Annotated in this window: 13 protein-coding genes, 15 tRNA genes and 1 pseudogene; 6 read left to right on the forward strand and 23 right to left on the reverse strand. The window is 40.3% G+C overall.

Annotated elements, in window-relative coordinates; all coding sequences use genetic code 11:
• Positions 1–32: 32 nt before the first annotated feature.
• Positions 33–476, reverse strand: coding sequence for a Dps family protein (locus tag DKZ56_RS12390; RefSeq protein WP_208650280.1), 444 nt, complete (start codon positions 474–476; stop codon positions 33–35).
• A 174-nt stretch (positions 477–650) separates the two neighbouring features.
• Between DKZ56_RS12390 and DKZ56_RS12395 the strand changes: the two genes are divergently transcribed.
• The 3 genes from DKZ56_RS12395 (at position 651) to DKZ56_RS12405 (ending at position 2,104) form a co-directional block, all read left to right on the forward strand.
• Positions 651–815, forward strand: coding sequence for a hypothetical protein (locus DKZ56_RS12395; protein WP_222837114.1), 165 nt, complete (start codon positions 651–653; stop codon positions 813–815).
• Complete coding sequence (gene yidD, locus DKZ56_RS12400; RefSeq protein ID WP_208650282.1) at positions 812–1,045, forward strand: membrane protein insertion efficiency factor YidD; 234 nt, start codon at positions 812–814, stop codon at positions 1,043–1,045. Before DKZ56_RS12395 ends, yidD begins: the two co-directional genes overlap by 4 nt.
• Positions 1,046–1,150: 105 nt before the next feature.
• Positions 1,151–2,104, forward strand: a complete 954-nt coding sequence (locus tag DKZ56_RS12405) for a metal ABC transporter solute-binding protein, Zn/Mn family (RefSeq protein ID WP_208650283.1) — start codon at positions 1,151–1,153, stop codon at positions 2,102–2,104.
• Positions 2,105–2,466: 362 nt separating this feature from the next.
• On the opposite strand, the gene DKZ56_RS12410 is transcribed toward DKZ56_RS12405, so the two are convergent.
• From DKZ56_RS12410 to DKZ56_RS15595, 7 genes and pseudogenes are all read right to left on the reverse strand, one after another.
• Entirely contained in the window at positions 2,467–3,903 is a 1,437-nt protein-coding gene (locus tag DKZ56_RS12410) for an o-succinylbenzoate--CoA ligase (protein WP_208650284.1), read from the reverse strand.
• Between the two features lie 133 nt (positions 3,904–4,036).
• Positions 4,037–4,855: a 1,4-dihydroxy-2-naphthoyl-CoA synthase gene (menB, locus tag DKZ56_RS12415; protein ID WP_208650285.1), complete on the reverse strand. Its 819-nt coding sequence runs from the start codon at positions 4,853–4,855 to the stop codon at positions 4,037–4,039.
• A gap of 20 nt (positions 4,856–4,875) precedes the next feature.
• Positions 4,876–5,685 (reverse strand): 2-succinyl-6-hydroxy-2,4-cyclohexadiene-1-carboxylate synthase, encoded by an 810-nt coding sequence (menH, locus tag DKZ56_RS12420; RefSeq protein ID WP_208650286.1) that lies wholly within the window; start codon positions 5,683–5,685, stop codon positions 4,876–4,878.
• Positions 5,673–7,388 carry a 2-succinyl-5-enolpyruvyl-6-hydroxy-3-cyclohexene-1-carboxylic-acid synthase gene (menD, locus tag DKZ56_RS12425; RefSeq protein ID WP_208650287.1) on the reverse strand — a complete coding sequence of 572 codons (1,716 nt, stop codon included), beginning with the start codon at positions 7,386–7,388 and terminating at the stop codon, positions 5,673–5,675. The genes menH and menD overlap by 13 nt, the downstream gene beginning before the upstream one ends.
• Positions 7,381–8,760, reverse strand: a complete 1,380-nt coding sequence (locus tag DKZ56_RS12430) for an isochorismate synthase (protein ID WP_208650288.1) — start codon at positions 8,758–8,760, stop codon at positions 7,381–7,383. The genes menD and DKZ56_RS12430 overlap by 8 nt, the downstream gene beginning before the upstream one ends.
• Before the next feature lie 245 nt (positions 8,761–9,005).
• Positions 9,006–9,938 (reverse strand): dipeptidase, encoded by a 933-nt coding sequence (locus DKZ56_RS12435; protein WP_208650289.1) that lies wholly within the window; start codon positions 9,936–9,938, stop codon positions 9,006–9,008.
• A 153-nt stretch (positions 9,939–10,091) separates the two neighbouring features.
• A pseudogene (locus DKZ56_RS15595) lies at positions 10,092–11,359 on the reverse strand (ISL3 family transposase).
• 240 nt (positions 11,360–11,599) lie between these two features.
• On the opposite strand from DKZ56_RS15595, the gene DKZ56_RS12445 reads away from it, so the two are divergent.
• Genes DKZ56_RS12445 through tnpC form a run of 3 tightly spaced genes read left to right on the forward strand, consistent with a single transcriptional unit; the run spans position 11,600 to position 13,763 of the window.
• The gene (locus tag DKZ56_RS12445; protein WP_096550383.1) at positions 11,600–11,797 is read left to right on the forward strand and encodes a hypothetical protein; all 198 of its coding nucleotides are present in this window, start codon (positions 11,600–11,602) and stop codon (positions 11,795–11,797) included.
• A complete protein-coding gene (gene tnpB, locus DKZ56_RS12450; RefSeq protein WP_222837117.1) occupies positions 11,787–12,140 on the forward strand; it encodes an IS66 family insertion sequence element accessory protein TnpB in 354 nt (117 codons plus the stop codon). The genes DKZ56_RS12445 and tnpB overlap by 11 nt, the downstream gene beginning before the upstream one ends.
• 48 nt (positions 12,141–12,188) lie before the next feature.
• Positions 12,189–13,763 (forward strand): IS66 family transposase, encoded by a 1,575-nt coding sequence (tnpC, locus tag DKZ56_RS12455; RefSeq protein WP_208650290.1) that lies wholly within the window; start codon positions 12,189–12,191, stop codon positions 13,761–13,763.
• Between the two features lie 97 nt (positions 13,764–13,860).
• Here the strand turns inward: tnpC and DKZ56_RS12460 are convergent.
• The 15 genes from DKZ56_RS12460 to DKZ56_RS12530 all read right to left on the reverse strand — a co-directional run bounded on the left by DKZ56_RS12460 (position 13,861) and on the right by DKZ56_RS12530 (position 15,168).
• Positions 13,861–13,932 (reverse strand) — tRNA-Glu (locus DKZ56_RS12460).
• Positions 13,933–13,943: 11 nt separating this feature from the next.
• Positions 13,944–14,036, reverse strand: a tRNA-Ser gene (locus tag DKZ56_RS12465).
• Between the two features lie 3 nt (positions 14,037–14,039).
• Positions 14,040–14,114: transfer RNA gene (locus tag DKZ56_RS12470), tRNA-Asn, on the reverse strand.
• Between the two features lie 6 nt (positions 14,115–14,120).
• A tRNA-Ile gene (locus tag DKZ56_RS12475) sits at positions 14,121–14,197 on the reverse strand.
• A 4-nt stretch (positions 14,198–14,201) separates the two neighbouring features.
• Positions 14,202–14,275 (reverse strand) — tRNA-Gly (locus DKZ56_RS12480).
• Positions 14,276–14,281: 6 nt separating this feature from the next.
• Positions 14,282–14,357: transfer RNA gene (locus DKZ56_RS12485), tRNA-Phe, on the reverse strand.
• A gap of 6 nt (positions 14,358–14,363) precedes the next feature.
• Positions 14,364–14,439: transfer RNA gene (locus DKZ56_RS12490), tRNA-Asp, on the reverse strand.
• Positions 14,440–14,442: 3 nt separating this feature from the next.
• Positions 14,443–14,519 (reverse strand) — tRNA-Met (locus tag DKZ56_RS12495).
• A gap of 11 nt (positions 14,520–14,530) precedes the next feature.
• Positions 14,531–14,623, reverse strand: a tRNA-Ser gene (locus tag DKZ56_RS12500).
• Positions 14,624–14,645: 22 nt separating this feature from the next.
• Positions 14,646–14,722: transfer RNA gene (locus DKZ56_RS12505), tRNA-Ile, on the reverse strand.
• A gap of 6 nt (positions 14,723–14,728) precedes the next feature.
• Positions 14,729–14,802: transfer RNA gene (locus DKZ56_RS12510), tRNA-Met, on the reverse strand.
• Positions 14,803–14,818: 16 nt separating this feature from the next.
• Positions 14,819–14,894 (reverse strand) — tRNA-Ala (locus DKZ56_RS12515).
• 7 nt (positions 14,895–14,901) lie between these two features.
• Positions 14,902–14,978: transfer RNA gene (locus DKZ56_RS12520), tRNA-Pro, on the reverse strand.
• Positions 14,979–14,990: 12 nt separating this feature from the next.
• A tRNA-Arg gene (locus DKZ56_RS12525) sits at positions 14,991–15,067 on the reverse strand.
• A gap of 12 nt (positions 15,068–15,079) precedes the next feature.
• Positions 15,080–15,168, reverse strand: a tRNA-Leu gene (locus DKZ56_RS12530).
• Positions 15,169–15,170 lie beyond the last annotated feature (2 nt).

The following is a 15,170-nucleotide window of genomic DNA, read 5'->3' on the forward strand; positions in this document are numbered from 1 at the left end:
ACGAAAGAACTCTTGAGGATCGCCGTTCAAATTTATTTTCCTAAGAAGGCTGATAGCATCCATGTATGTTTTTCTAAACTTTGGAAAGTAGCATTTAACATATCTTCCGTGCGGTCGTCCCCTTGATTTGCTGCCTCTTCCATCGCTTCCTTAATCAACTTCATTGTGGCTTTGAAATCGTCGATAATTGTTTGAACCATTTCTTCAGCGCTTTCTGAACCTGCAGCTTCTTTAACGCGAGATAATTCCAAATGCTCTTTCATTGTGGCAACAGGTTTTCCGCCTTTTGTTAAAATCCGCTCTGCCACTTCATCTAAATTGGTTGTAATTTCATTGTATAATTCTTCAAATTTTTCATGCAAAGTAAAAAAGCTTGGACCCGTTACATACCAATGGTAGTTGTGAAGTTTTGTGTATAGCACTGAATAAGTAGAAACAAGCTCATTTAACTGCTGAATAAGTTTATCGTTTTCCATATTGTCACCTCATTTACATATTTTTCATTGCTTATTTTTATTATACTGGTTGTGGCAGGCTGAAACCATAACAACTTCTTGAAATTTCAAAAAGCTCTCAACAAGTAGTATAGGTTTTTTCATTGGAATTATTCTAAATGTTCATTTATGATAGTGTTGTTAGAGGTGATTATGTTGGACAGTGGAATACTTGTCGTAGTGGGAATTATTTATCTCATCTTTATGATTGGAGCGATTGCTCTTTTTATTCATTTCAAAAGAAAAGGCGCTTTCAAACAAACCGTTGATACGAAACAAGAAAAAAACATGAATATAGGGAATGAGCAAGTAAAAAAATGAAACACCTGTTTATTTGGCTGATTCGATTTTATCGAAAATTTATTTCTCCTTTGACGCCGCCCACTTGCCGATTTTATCCAACTTGTTCTCAATATGGACTTCAAGCCTTTGAAAAACATGGCGCCATAAAAGGCTTGATTTTAACAACGATCCGCATTTTAAAATGCCATCCTTTTCATCCAGGCGGCATAGATCCTGTCCCTGACAAATGGCCTTCGAAAAAAAAATAAATTTCGAAGGTTTTTCTTATTGTCTTTTTACCCAAATTCATGGTAATATTATTTCCGTGAAATTTATAAATCGTAATCATTACTATTTATAAAAGGAGTATGAAAATGAAAAAATTTATTGTCTTTATGTTAGCAGCTGTGATGATGCTATTAGCAGCCTGCTCTAATGATGAGCCAACGAAAGAAGCAAATAACCAAATTAAAATTTATACAACAGTATATCCACTCGAATATTTTGCCAAACAAATCGGCGGAGAATTTGTCGATGTTTCATCTATATATCCGCCCGGCGCAAATGAACATACTTTTGAACCTACTCAAAAGGATATGATTGCTTTAGCCGATGCAGATTTATTTTTCTATATCGGTTTAGGGCTCGAAGGATTTGTGGATAATGCAAAAAAATCCCTTGAAAATGAACATGTAAAATTTGTGGCAGTGGCAGAACAAGTCGATGAAGAAAAATTGCACACTTCCACTGGACATTCCCATGAAGAAGCAGGAGAAGAGCAGGAGCATGAACATCATCATGGAGATGTCGACCCTCATCTTTGGCTTTCTCCAATGATTTCAAAAGATTTAGCATTCACAATAAAAAACGAGCTTGTAAAATTGCTGCCTGAACAAGAAGAAACTTTCAATCAAAACTACGAAGAGATAACTAAGCGGCTTGATGAATTAGACCAACAGTTCCAAGAGCTTGCTAACAATGCTTCAAAGAAAACATTCTTTGTATCCCATGCTTCCTTTGGCTATATTGCCGGCCATTATGGACTTACTCAAGTGCCAATTGCCGGGTTGAATTCCCAAAGCGAACCATCTCAAAAAGAGCTTGCAGAAATCGTCGACCTAGCGAAAAAATTTGATATCAAATACATCCTATTTGAACAAAATGTCTCTTCGAAATTAACGAGCGTGATTCAAAAAGAAATCGGCGCTGAATCTTTAATGCTCCACAACTTGAGCGTATTGACAGAGGAAGACATCCAAAATAAAGAAGATTACTTTACTTTAATGGAAAAAAATATTCAAACATTAGAAAAAGCGTTGAATTCATGAAAATAGAAATAAACTGGGACAAAACTAAAGAGGCTGGGACATAAACAAAAAATGAAAGGGGCCGTTGAAAGAGTTTTGATAAAAAATTGAACTAACGAAAAATTGATTGAAGTGACGGGGCAAATTTCTGTCTCGCACGCTTAGTCGCAAAGCGGAGCAAGCTCAAGGAAGTAAATTCAAAGCTTCCCTGCGACGAGCCCTCTCGAGACCACGAGGAGCGAAGGAATGACTCAGAGGAGAGTCTAGCCGTGCCCGCGGAAAGCGTCCCCGGAACGGAAATCAATTTTAATAACGTATCAAAAAAACATCATTTTCTCCTTGGAGAAAATGATGTTTTTTTTAGATTTGTCCCAACCTCTTTCTTACGATAGTAATTCTTTCAGTTTTCTTCGCATTAATTTATTGGAAGCATTTCTCGGCAATGCATCAACGACGTACACATTTTTTGGCACTTTATATTTCGCCAAATGCCCTTTGCAATATTCGAGGATTTCCTCTATTGCCGCATCTTTTTTCAACACTACAAAGGCAACCGGCACTTGTCCCCATGTGTCATCCTCCATTCCGCAAACTCCAGCTTCTTTAATGGCAGGATGGCCCATCAGCACATTTTCCACCTCTGCAGGATAAATATTCTCTCCACCAGAAATAATTAAATCAGAGCGGCGATCCACTACATATAAATAGCCTTCATCATCTAAATAGCCGATATCTCCCGTGTGCAGCCAGCCATCTTCCGTCGAAGGGTTATTTTCAAAACGTCCGATATATCCCGGTGTTACATGTGGGCCGCGGATGCAAATTTCCCCTTCTTCAAAAGGCTCTTTTGCCCCCAAAATTTTAATCTGATTGAAAAATAATGGCTTTCCAGCTGAACCGATTTTGCGGAAGGCATCTTCTGCAGGCAAAGTGGCGGTTTGAGAGGAAGTTTCCGTCATCCCGTACGTTTGCAATACCTTCATTCCCCGTTCTCCTGCCCGCTTTAAATAATCGATTGGAAAAGAGCCCCCTCCTGCAAGCACAAGTTTAAATGCTGGGGATGCCTTCGCTTCCCGTTCTTCAAGCACATGCAAAATTCGTTCAAGCATCACCGCCACAAGGGAAATATGAGTCACTCTGCCGGAAATAATATCTTGTGCAATTAGTTCGCTGTCAAATTTGCGGTAAAGCTTTACTTCATTTCCGTACAACAGCGAACGGACTAAAATGGAAAAGCCGCTAATGTGGAAAAGGGGAACGGCGCAAAGCCAAACATCCTTTTCTGACAGTCCAATATTCAACACGGAAGATAGGGCGTTTGATTGATGGTTCTCCACCGTCTGCCGCACCCCTTTTGGAAATCCCGTTGTACCGCTTGTATACATAATGGAAATGGTCTGCTCTGCTTGCCATTCTTTGCGAATTTCAATGGAATGCCAATCGCTGTTTTCAATTTCTGAAAACAGCCGGAAGTCCACATTTTCAGGAAGTAAAGGCATATCTTGATCATGAACTAAAACCGTTGTTACTTGCGCATCTTCAATTTGATAAGCCAATTCGCTTTTCGTCAATTTCCGGTTTAAAATTACCATCTCACATTGCAAATGCATGCAAGCATACATCACAAAAATAGTATCGGCATCATTCTCCCCTAAAATCGCCACTCTGCTTCCTCTATCTATACCTAAAGCAGCCAGCTGTCCGGCACGCTGTACTGATATTTCTTTTATTTCTTCAAAGGTCCATTGTTTCCCTTCAAAAGTGAGTCCGACTCGATTGGGTGTCAAATACGCCCGTTGTAAAATCCAATTAGGGTACATGAATACGCCTCCATTTCTCCCCTTCATTTTACTAAAATAATGGATTTAATGCCTATAAAAAAAATGAAATAGGCTGCCTTGAAAGCAAAAACTTTCATGACAGCCTATCATAAATAATGCAAACCGTTCTGCATCAAGGGAATCTTGGGAATTGGCCAAAGTTTGGTTTGCGTTTTTCTTTAAACGCATCTCGGCCTTCTTTCGCTTCATCTGTTGTATAGTATAAAAGCGTTGCGTCCCCAGCAAATTGTTGAAGACCAGCAAGACCATCTGAATCTGCATTAAATGCTGCTTTTAAGAAACGTATAGCTGTTGGAGATTTTTCAAGGATTTCTTCACACCATTTTACCGTTTCATCTTCAAGCTGCTCTAAAGGCACCACTTTATTGACTAATCCCATTTCCAAAGCTTCCTGTGCGTTGTATTGGCGGCATAAGTACCAGATTTCACGCGCTTTTTTATGTCCAACGATGCGCGCTAAATAACCGGCGCCATATCCACCATCAAAGGAACCAACTTTTGGACCTGTTTGTCCAAAAATCGCATTGTCTGCAGCAATTGTCAAGTCGCATACTACTTGCAGTACGTTGCCGCCGCCGATGGAGTAACCAGCTACCATTGCAATGACTGGTTTTGGAATGACGCGAATTAAACGTTGCAAATCCAACACGTTTAAGCGAGGGATATTGTCTTCTCCTACATAACCGCCATGGCCGCGCACTTTTTGGTCGCCACCAGAACAGAAAGCTTTATCTCCTTCACCTGTTAAAATAATGACACCGATTTTGGAATCATCGCGGGCGCGGGAGAACGCATCAATCATTTCTTCAACTGTTTTGGGACGAAACGCATTGCGCACTTCTGGACGATTGATTGTAATTTTTGCAATTCCATTGTAATATTCGTACTTAATATCTTCGTAAGTATGTAGAGTTTTCCACTCACGAGCCATTTGAGTAACCTCCCCGATTATTATAAAACTCCCTTAATTATTGTAGCAAATTGTTCTGGATTTTCCACATGAATTGAATGGCCGACATTCGGAACCGTAATATGTTGGGCATTCGGCAATTGAAGCATCATCTCCTCAGCAATGCGAACGAATTTTTCGTCAAGTTCTCCCGTAATCAAAACAACAGGCATATTGAGGCGAATCAACTTGCGCCATAGGGAAGCTTGAGCTCCTGTACCCATTCCTCTCAAACTGTTGGCAAGCCCCATTTCAGTTTGGGAAAGCCTTTCTTCACGGACGGCTTGCTGCACTTCTTTTGGCAGCCTTTTCTGTGAAGCAAAAAGCGGTATATTTTCCCACTTTTCTACAAACCAATGAATGCCCTTTTCTTCAATTTCATCGGCCAACCGTTCATCCGACTGTCTTCTTAGAGCTTGCTCTTCCTCCGTTTGAAGACCTGGTGATGAACTTTCCAATATTAAACGTTTAATCCGTTTTGGAAAGCGGACGGCGTAAGATAATGCCACACGCCCTCCCATAGAATACCCTAATAATGTGAAATCGTGCAAATCCAACTGTTGAAAAATCTCTTCCAAGTCTTTCACTTGTTCAATCATGGAATAGCGGGATGGATCTTTAGGTGATTCGGTTTTCCCGTGTCCTAATAAATCAATGGCCACGATTTTTACTGTATCAGACAGAAGTTCAATAATTCTTTGCCATGTTTTCGTTGAAGCGGTAAAGCCATGCAATAAAACAAGGGTTTCTTGTTTTTGCTCATGCCAAATTTCTACATTTACTTGAACTCCTCGAATCGTTAATGTAGCCATTCTTTCAACTCCAAATGAATTTGCTGCCATAGTCTACGATGAGCTTGAACATTTTCATCCCGGTTCGTTGTGATTTCAATCAGTCTTAATGGTTGTTCACTATTTTCAAATAGCTTTTCTCTTTCATCAAAATGTTTAATGTTGATATAATCCATCTCATACATATTGGCTGCCTCTTGGAAGTGCAATGCCGTTGGTGTTCCGAAAAGATCTTCGTAATATTCTTTCACGGTTGCTTGGGACAAGTAAGAGAAAATGCCTCCGCCGTCATTATTTAATACAATCACTGTCAGTTTGCATGGCTGATAGCGGGTTAATAGAAAAGCATTCAAATCATGCAATGCCGCCAAATCTCCAATCAACAAGTAAGTTTCCCGATTTTCTCTTCCTTTTGAGAAACCAAAAGCTGTTGACATCACCCCATCAATGCCATTTGCCCCACGATTTGCAAAAATTTGAATATCCTTTTTCGTAGGCAATAAAAAAGTATCAATATCTCGGATTGGCATGCTATTGCTTACAAATAAATCGCTTTTTTCAGGCAAATGTTCTAATAAATACTGCACAAATGCCCCTTCATCCTGCTCGCTATAAGTTTGAATATGCTTCATTGCAATTTGTTCTGCCCTTTGCCAAAGGTTCAAGTAGCCTTCATCCATTGCAGAGTGAACTTCCAACTCCTCCAACCATGGTCCAATTGAAGCATGGATGGAATGAGTGGAAACCGATGATGAATCTCTGAACAGTGGATCTTCATCAATGACAACATAGTTTTGAGGCTGCGTTTCTGTCAAGAAAATGGTTAAAAACTTAGATATCGGCTGCGCTCCAAAACGAATAACCGTATCACATGCCGCATACTGTTTAAACACATCACATTTTAAAAGCGCATCATAAGTTGCAATCACATATTCCATGCAATCTTCCGGGATACTAGCCCGCATATTCGATAAACTTTCCACAAGAACAGGCCATTTCAGTTTTCGAATCAATGACCATAAATATTCGTGTTTTGTTCCAAGGGCAAGTTCTCCAATAACCATAAACCCTTTTTTTGTTTCCCGAATGATCGATGATAGCGCATTCATTGCTTCCTTGCTTGGTATGATGGAGCTTGGGAAGCTTGAGATAAACGAGCTTTTTGGCAATTCATCCATAAAATCAATAAGGAGCGGTTCACGGAATGGAACATTGATATGTACCGGGCCAAAAGGATGAGTATTTGCCATACTCACAGCCCGCGCCACGTGCCGTTCGATAAACGGCAATGTTTGATGATATTCATCAGGTATTGGAAATTCAGCAAACCATTTTACATGCTTGCCATATAAATCAAGCTGATTGATCGCTTGAGGGGCACCGACTTCCCGCAATTCATGAGGCCGATCTGCAGTGATGACCACAAGCGGAACGCGGGCATATTTTGCTTCCACAATAGCAGGAAAATAGTTTGCTGCAGCCGTCCCTGATGTGCAGAGCAAAACGGCAGGTTTCCCTTTGGCCTTCGCTAACCCTAACGCAAAAAAAGCCGCTGAGCGTTCATCTACCTGGCGATAAATATTCAATTCTTTCGTTGAGGCAAAAGCATAGGCTAACGGCGTTGACCGTGAACCTGGGCTTATTACGACATCTTCCACCCCATTTTGCACGAGGGAAGCAACGATTTTGTAAACATAGTCCGTTAATATTTTACATTCACTCATTGAATTGTCCTCCTAAAGCCCTTAACATTGGACGAAACTTCACCAATGTTTCTTCATATTCCGTCATCGGATTGGAATCAGCGACAATTCCTCCGCCAGCATAGAGATAGGCTTTATCATCAATCAACGCAGCAGAACGGATGGCCACGACAAATTCTCCATTTCCATCGGCATCCATCCATCCAATAGGCCCTGCATATAAACCACGGTTCATTTTTTCATACTTGCGAATCATTTCAAGTGCCTTATTTCTTGGCACTCCACCAAGTGCCGGCGTTGGATGCAAATATTTAACTAACTGCAATATCGTTGCATCATTGTATAATTTTCCTTCCACCGGCGTATATAAATGTTGGATATCACGTATTTTCAATAATTTTGGCCGTTTTGGAACGCGGTATTCTTCACAAAGTTTCTTAAAAGTTTTTTCAATCATTTCAACAACATATTGATGTTCCTTTAAATTTTTGGAATCATTCAACAATTGTTCCCCTAGTCGTTTATCCTCTTCCGCCGTTTTCCCTCTTTTAATGGATCCAGCTACACACGCAGAATACGCATATTGTTTTTTCACTTTGACTAAGCGCTCTGGGGTTGCGCCAAAAAACAACAAATGATCCCGTTCAAGACCAAATAAAAAACTTTCCGGCTGTTCATTCATAATCTGATAAATCACTTGAGGGGAAGATGGCTGATTTTTAAAAGCAAGTTCCAACGAACGAGCAATGACAACTTTATCCGCCTCTTTTTGGCGAATTAAATTAGTCACCTTCTCAACTGCTTGAAAATAGTTGTCCTTATTTCGTTCATGGATAGAACAAATTTCCGGTTTCTCATATGTCTTCAATTCTTTCACTTGGGCAGCATGAATCAATCGATCCCTTTCATCCCTCAATTCATCAAATAGGGCCGCTGAATTTTGCTGCTCAGTGATCAAATGAATGCTGACATAGGTTTTCTCATGTTTTTTAATTAACTGGAAAGTCGCGACTGTAAAATAACTTTGAGGAAACTCGTCCCATTCTCCCAGTTCCCTATTGTCCGGATCAAAGGTAAAACCCCCAAATAAAATAGGCTGAGATTCCTGTTCCTCCATGACAATATTTCTTGTCAATTCTTTCCACTTCTGTTCGATTTCATCAAATCTCTGATGATTTCCTCTATTTTCAAAAACAATTGCTTGTCCAAGTCCGACAATCGTCAATGTTTTTTCTCGATTTTGCCAAAAAAACCGTTTTCCTTTGTAATCCTTCTCTCCCGCCGCAAAAAAAGCCAACGGAGACAACTGATTCACTTCAATCGTTTCGATATAAAATGATAATTTATTGGATGCCACTTCAACTTCAGTGGTTTTTAACCACTTTTGCTGCATGAACAAAACCTCCGTAAAAAGCGATTTCTGTTTCCATAAAAATAGCAGAATCTTTCTTCCTGCTTCTCTATTCCTTCATATGATTGCCTTTCCGAACAACGCAATATCTATTTTATCATATCATTTTTTTAGTACTAATAATAATACTTTTATCTTTCCTCCGAGAGCTTCTTTCATTCCATGCAAACAAAAAAATGCCAAAGAGAAACTCTTGGCAATGAATGAAGCAACATCGCATAAAAGCTTTATGCAAATTGCTTAACGTAATTTACAAATCCAGCTTCTGAAAACAGTTTTACTTCTTCTTTTGTAAATTCTTTTCTTAAACGGTCAATGATATTTGGAAATTCCGAAGCATTCGATAAATGATGAACGGACAAGGGATCCATCCCATCAAAATCAGATCCAAACCCGACATTTTCTGCCCCTACTAAATGGGATAAATATTTGATATGCTCCACTAATTTTTCAATCGTTGTTGTTTCCTTTTCCTTCTCAATGAGCGGAGGATAGAACACAACATGAATGCGTCCGCCCTTCTCAACGAGCATTTTCACCTGCTCATCCGTTAAATTTCTCGGATGGTCACAGAGAGTTCGAGAATTGCAATGACTGGCAATCACTTTTTTAGCAAGAGGTATTAAATCATAAAATCCTCTTTCATTTAAATGGGCAACATCAATGATAATATCCCGCTCGTTTAATAACTCAATCACTTTTTTTCCAAAAGGTTTAATCCCTTTTGTTGAATCTTCTGATGCACCATAACCCACTTTATTTTCATAATTCCACGTTAATCCGACAATTTTTACGCCTGCATCTAAAATGACTTTTAACTTTTCAATATCATCATCGATGGCATCACATCCTTCTAAACTCAATACAGCACCAATTTGTCCATCTTCCAGTTCATCAATTTGATTCCAATCTTTAATATGAACCATACCCGGCTCGCTTAAAACAAATTTATGGAAAGCCTGAATTTGGCGCAGGACTTCCTTAAACTTTTGCTCTTTTGGAATGCTTGGATGAATAAAAATTGCAAATACCTGGACTTTTACATTCCCGCCTTTTAGCCTTTCATAATTCGAATAAATTCTGGAATCATTGCGGAAATTGGCATTCTCAAATCGAGCTAATTTTGTTAATGCATCACAATGCAAGTCTATTACTTTCATTCATTTCTTCTACTCCCTAAATAGATATTGTCACTATAGTATATATCATTTTAAAAAAAAAGGGTTCTTTGTCAAATGGTGTTGGTGAATAAATTTTAGTGATATTATTTGGTAATATGTATTCGGATAGCTTAGGGGAAATTCGAGGTTCCCCTAAGCTGTTTTTATTTTCGCTAAGTTTTGGGTAATGAATATTCGGTTTCTAAAGTGATAGAAGGATCGATAACCGAAAGAAATGCGTTTAATCACTTTGATTTTGTTATTAATCCCCTCTAAAATGCCGTTGTTATAATCGTATTTCAACGTATTCTCCACGTAATTGATGTATTTGTTGATTGTCTTGATGGCGGTTTTCATATAGCTGGAAACAATATTTTGTTTATTCTCTAATGTTTTCTTTAGGAGCTCAAAGTCTTTGATTTTGATGCAATGTTGCACGTATTGATATAACTCATAGGACGCCTTTAATTCAGAATCTAAATCAATGAGATAGTGGAGAATCTCCACCTCACACATATGCTTTTTAAAGCAACGATGATATGTATAGATCTTATAATCAAGTTTTGTTTGATCTTTCAGAAGGAGCTTCCAGTATTTTTTCAATTTATTGTAATTCTTTTTATCCCGATTCATGACGTTGATGCGCGTTTTGTTTAAAGCTCTGCTAAATAGTTGGAGGATATGGAATTTGTCGAGTATGATTTCCGCTTTAGGGAAAACTTCTTGGAAATATAAGGGCTGTACATATCGATGACAATCGTTTTTACCGCATCTCTCGCCTTCTTGGAATACCGTAAGAAATACTCTTTGAGGACATGTAATCTCCGGTCCTCCACGATATCCACAATCTCCCCCGTTTCAGAGTCGCAGAAAATAAAGGACATCGCTCCAGCTGCGGATTTCACTGATTTAAACTCGTCAAAACACAGGTGCTTAGGAAGATAGTGAACATTCGGCTGATAGTAACTATAAAAGCTGTCAATGACTCTACTGACAGTGGCATGAGAAACATTATGTTTCATCGCAATATCTTTTTCGGATATTTTATCTTTGGCGTTTAAAGCAATCGCTACTTTAGTATTGTTGGAAATACAACAGTTTTTAGCCACGACGCTCGTTTTTAAAGTAAACGTGGAATGACAATGTTTACAGAAATAACGCTGTTTACGCAATTTTAAGTAGGTATGAAAACCTGAAACACTAGGCATTTTAATGAGAGACGTTTTAAAACCGTGTTTAATGATTTGATCATCGAAGACATGGCCACAAGCATAGCACGCTTTTGGTTGATACGTTAACGTCCCATGAAAGACTTTCGCTTTTACTTTTTTGATCGTTTCGGTAGAACAAAAATTTTCATCAAATGTGATATTTTTGTCTTTTATATTGAGTAGGTTTCGTATAGAATGATGGTGAGACATGTGACGCAACTCCTTTGGAAAATGTGTTTTGGCGATTACATTTTACCAGAGTTTTGTCACTGTCTCCTTTTTTTGTTCAAAAAAATTGGTGCTGGTTTTTACTCACCAACACCAAATATTATAGAGCCAAATTTATTCACCAACACCATTTGACAGTAAGCCCGAATTCAAACGACGCATATCAATCGATCGTACCTCCCTGTAAGATAGAGTTATCGATTACAGAGGAGGTGTTTTTGTTTGGCAGTTGAAAAATTAAATATCGTCCCTGTCAATTTGGAATCCGATTCTGATTCAACTTCACCCTCAACGAGTCGTGGTCCTCTCAAACCTGTATGCGTTATTCAAGCAACAAATTTTAAAATCTCCTTTTACCCCGGTGTAAAACCTCACATCATTCAAACGGTCATCAAGGAGTTGAATAGCAGTGATTCATGATTTTACTAAGTGTAAAAATATCTATATCATTTGTGGTCGTACGGATATGAGAAAAGGAATTGATGGTCTTGCCACCTTAATTCAGGATTCTTTCGAACTGGATCCATATAGCAACGCCATTTTCTTATTTTGTGGACGGAAGAAAGACCGGTATAAATGTTTATATTTTGATGGGGATGGCTTCGCCATGTTATACAAACGAATCGATAATGGCAAACTCCAATGGCCCAGAAACGAAAATGAGGTTCGAAATCTGACTCAACAGGAGCTTAGATGGTTACTGGAAGGGCTCTCGATTCAACAACCTAAAGCCATCCAAAAATCGAAAAAAGGTGTCTTCTAAATACCGATTCATGATATAATCAACTCTATATAGAATCAGTACGGAAAAGTGGTGGATGTTGTGAACAATGATTCATACGAAAAGTTAATTCAGTCATTAGAAGAGCAACTAGCTCATGCCAATCAAAAAAATGATGAATTGTTGAAACAAATTGAATTATTGTCACAACAAGTTCGTTATTTAACTAAACGGCTTTATGGCTCAAAATCTGAAAAATCAAAGTATCAAGCTCCAGATGGACAGTGTTCTTTGTTTGATGACGACCCTTTTTTTAATGAACCTGAGCACACAGGAGAAAAAAGCACGGACACTGTGACATACACAGTTGTTCGTAAACGACATAACAAGAAAAAACGAAATGATTCTTTTATGGATGGTTTAGAAATTGAAGAAATTCATCATCATCCAGAAAACTTACAATGCGAGTGTTGTCAATCACTTATGACAGAGATTGGTAGCACTATTGTGCGGGAAGAAGCAAAATTCATACCAGCTACCATGAAGCGTGTTCAGCATATTGAACACGCTTATGAGTGCAGGTCTTGTAAAAAAGATTCGAATAAAGACTCACAAATCAAACGTGGAAAAGCACCGCAACCTGCCATTCTGCGAAGTATCGCAGGACCAACGGTCTTAGCAAAACTCATCTATGATAAATTTATTCTTTATTTACCCTTATATAGGCAGGTAAAGGAATGGCATCGTTATGGTTTACTAACCAATGATAAGAACCTATCCAACTGGGTGATTCGCACGGCAGAAGATTGGCTTCTTCCATTATATAATCGAATGAAAGAAACCCTCATGAAAAAATCAATTCTTCATGTCGATGAAACCTATGCCCAAGTATTGAACCGCTCAGATGGAAAGCCAGCTCAATCTAAAGCTTACAACTGGGTGTTCCGTAGCGTAGGATCTCAAGGTCCAGCAATTGTTCTGTTCCATAGTGCTTTATCCCGAAGTCGGGAAATTTTGACTGACTTTATGAAAGGCTTTAAAGGGACGATTATCTGCGATGGATATTCTGCATACCATGATGTGCCAAATATTCATTTTGCCAACTGCTGGGCTCATGTTCGTCGATACTGGTTAAAAGCCGAAAGTAAAAATGGACGGATTGGTGTCGATTATTGTGATCGACTTTACCGCCTAGAACGGAAATTTAAGAAACTTCGGCCGAGCGAACGGAGAAAAGCTAGACAAAAAGAGTCCAAACCTATCGTTGAGGCATTTTTCAAATGGATTGACGAATCTCCTTTCTATGGGAAGAATGCCCTTGCCAAAGCTGCGGAATATACATTGAAGCACGCCGAAGGTTTAAAAGCTTTTCTGTATGATGGACGCATTGAAATGGACAACAACCCAGCTGAAAATGCGATTCGGCCGAATGTCATTGGACGAAAAAACTGGCTGTTTTCCGTGAGTGAATCGGGAGCCGATGCAAATGCCATCTGTTTAAGCTTGGCTGAAACGGCAAAAGCGAATGGAATTGATTTTTATCAATACTTAGTGAAAGTATTGTCGGAACTCCCAAGTTTACCAATCCATCAACAGCCAGAAATATTAGATCGCTATTTGCCATGGTCGAAAACAATTCGTGAATCATGTGCAATGGCAAAATAGCCCTCAATCCGAAAAAACTTGGGATTGAAGGGCTATTCATCGTGCGTACCAGAGGGTGCGCATTTTTTTATTTATCTCACATATTTCGGGCTTACTATGACCCCTACGGGATTCGAACCCGTGTTACCGCCGTGAAAGGGCGGTGTCTTAACCACTTGACCAAGGGGCCATTATACATAATGGCGGAGAAGGAGGGATTTGAACCCTCGCGCCGGGTTACCCCGACCTACACCCTTAGCAGGGGCGCCTCTTCAGCCTCTTGAGTACTTCTCCGTATGGCTCCGAAGGTAGGATTCGAACCTACGACCAATCGGTTAACAGCCGATTGCTCTACCACTGAGCTACTTCGGAATTTTATGGTGGGCCTAAATGGACTTGAACCATCGACCTCACGCTTATCAGGCGTGCGCTCTAACCAGCTGAGCTATAGGCCCATTCTGGAGCGGGTGATGGGAATCGAACCCACGACATCAGCTTGGAAGGCTGAGGTTTTACCATTAAACTACACCCGCAATTAATGGTGGTTCAGGACGGAATCGAACCGCCGACACAAGGATTTTCAGTCCTTTGCTCTACCGACTGAGCTACTGAACCACTTTATGGCGGTTCCGACGGGACTCGAACCCGCGATCTCCTGCGTGACAGGCAGGCATGTTAACCACTACACTACGGAACCGTTTGGTTGCGGGGGCAGGATTTGAACCTGCGACCTCCGGGTTATGAGCCCGACGAGCTACCAGACTGCTCTACCCCGCGATGATTTTAAATGGTGGAGGAAGAGGGATTCGAACCCCCGCGCGGTTTGACCCGCCTCTCGGTTTTCAAGACCGACCCCTTCAGCCAGACTTGGGTATTCCTCCATATTTCTATTCTTTTAACCTTTGGTGGACCTTGCAGGACTCGAACCTGCGACCGGACGGTTATGAGCCGTCTGCTCTAACCAACTGAGCTAAAGGTCCTTGGGATGGCGGTGGAGGGGATCGAACCCCCGACCTCACGGGTATGAACCGTACGCTCTAGCCAGCTGAGCTACACCGCCAAATCATTTTAAGTTATGGTGGAGCATAGCGGGATCGAACCGCTGACCTCCTGCGTGCAAAGCAGGCGCTCTCCCAGCTGAGCTAATGCCCCGTGTCTCTGGTCGGGAAGACAGGATTCGAACCTGCGACCCCTTGGTCCCAAACCAAGTGCTCTACCAAGCTGAGCTACTTCCCGGTCCTTTTTTTATGGCGCGCCAGGCAGGAGTCGAACCCACAACCTTCTGATCCGTAGTCAGACGCTCTATCCAATTGAGCTACTGGCGCTTTTACATTGTTTGGTGCCGAGGACCGGAGTCGAACCGGTACGGTAGTCACCTACCGCAGGATTTTAAGTCCTGTGCGTCTGCCAATTCCGCCACCCCGGCAG

Origin of the sequence: Ureibacillus thermophilus (assembly GCF_004331915.1) — a bacterium.
GTDB lineage: Bacteria > Bacillota > Bacilli > Bacillales_A > Planococcaceae > Ureibacillus > Ureibacillus thermophilus.

What these genes read in the sequence shown, in the direction of transcription:
- DKZ56_RS12390 (WP_208650280.1), bottom strand. Translation starts at nt 476, where the DNA reads ATGGAAAACGATAAACTTATTCAGCAGTTAAATGAGCTTGTTTCTACT.
- yidD (WP_208650282.1), top strand. Translation starts at nt 812, where the DNA reads ATGAAACACCTGTTTATTTGGCTGATTCGATTTTATCGAAAATTTATT.
- DKZ56_RS12405 (WP_208650283.1), top strand. Translation starts at nt 1,151, where the DNA reads ATGAAAAAATTTATTGTCTTTATGTTAGCAGCTGTGATGATGCTATTA.
- DKZ56_RS12410 (WP_208650284.1), bottom strand. Translation starts at nt 3,903, where the DNA reads ATGTACCCTAATTGGATTTTACAACGGGCGTATTTGACACCCAATCGA.
- menB (WP_208650285.1), bottom strand. Translation starts at nt 4,855, where the DNA reads ATGGCTCGTGAGTGGAAAACTCTACATACTTACGAAGATATTAAGTAC.
- menH (WP_208650286.1), bottom strand. Translation starts at nt 5,685, where the DNA reads ATGGCTACATTAACGATTCGAGGAGTTCAAGTAAATGTAGAAATTTGG.
- menD (WP_208650287.1), bottom strand. Translation starts at nt 7,388, where the DNA reads ATGAGTGAATGTAAAATATTAACGGACTATGTTTACAAAATCGTTGCT.
- DKZ56_RS12430 (WP_208650288.1), bottom strand. Translation starts at nt 8,760, where the DNA reads ATGCAGCAAAAGTGGTTAAAAACCACTGAAGTTGAAGTGGCATCCAAT.
- DKZ56_RS12435 (WP_208650289.1), bottom strand. Translation starts at nt 9,938, where the DNA reads ATGAAAGTAATAGACTTGCATTGTGATGCATTAACAAAATTAGCTCGA.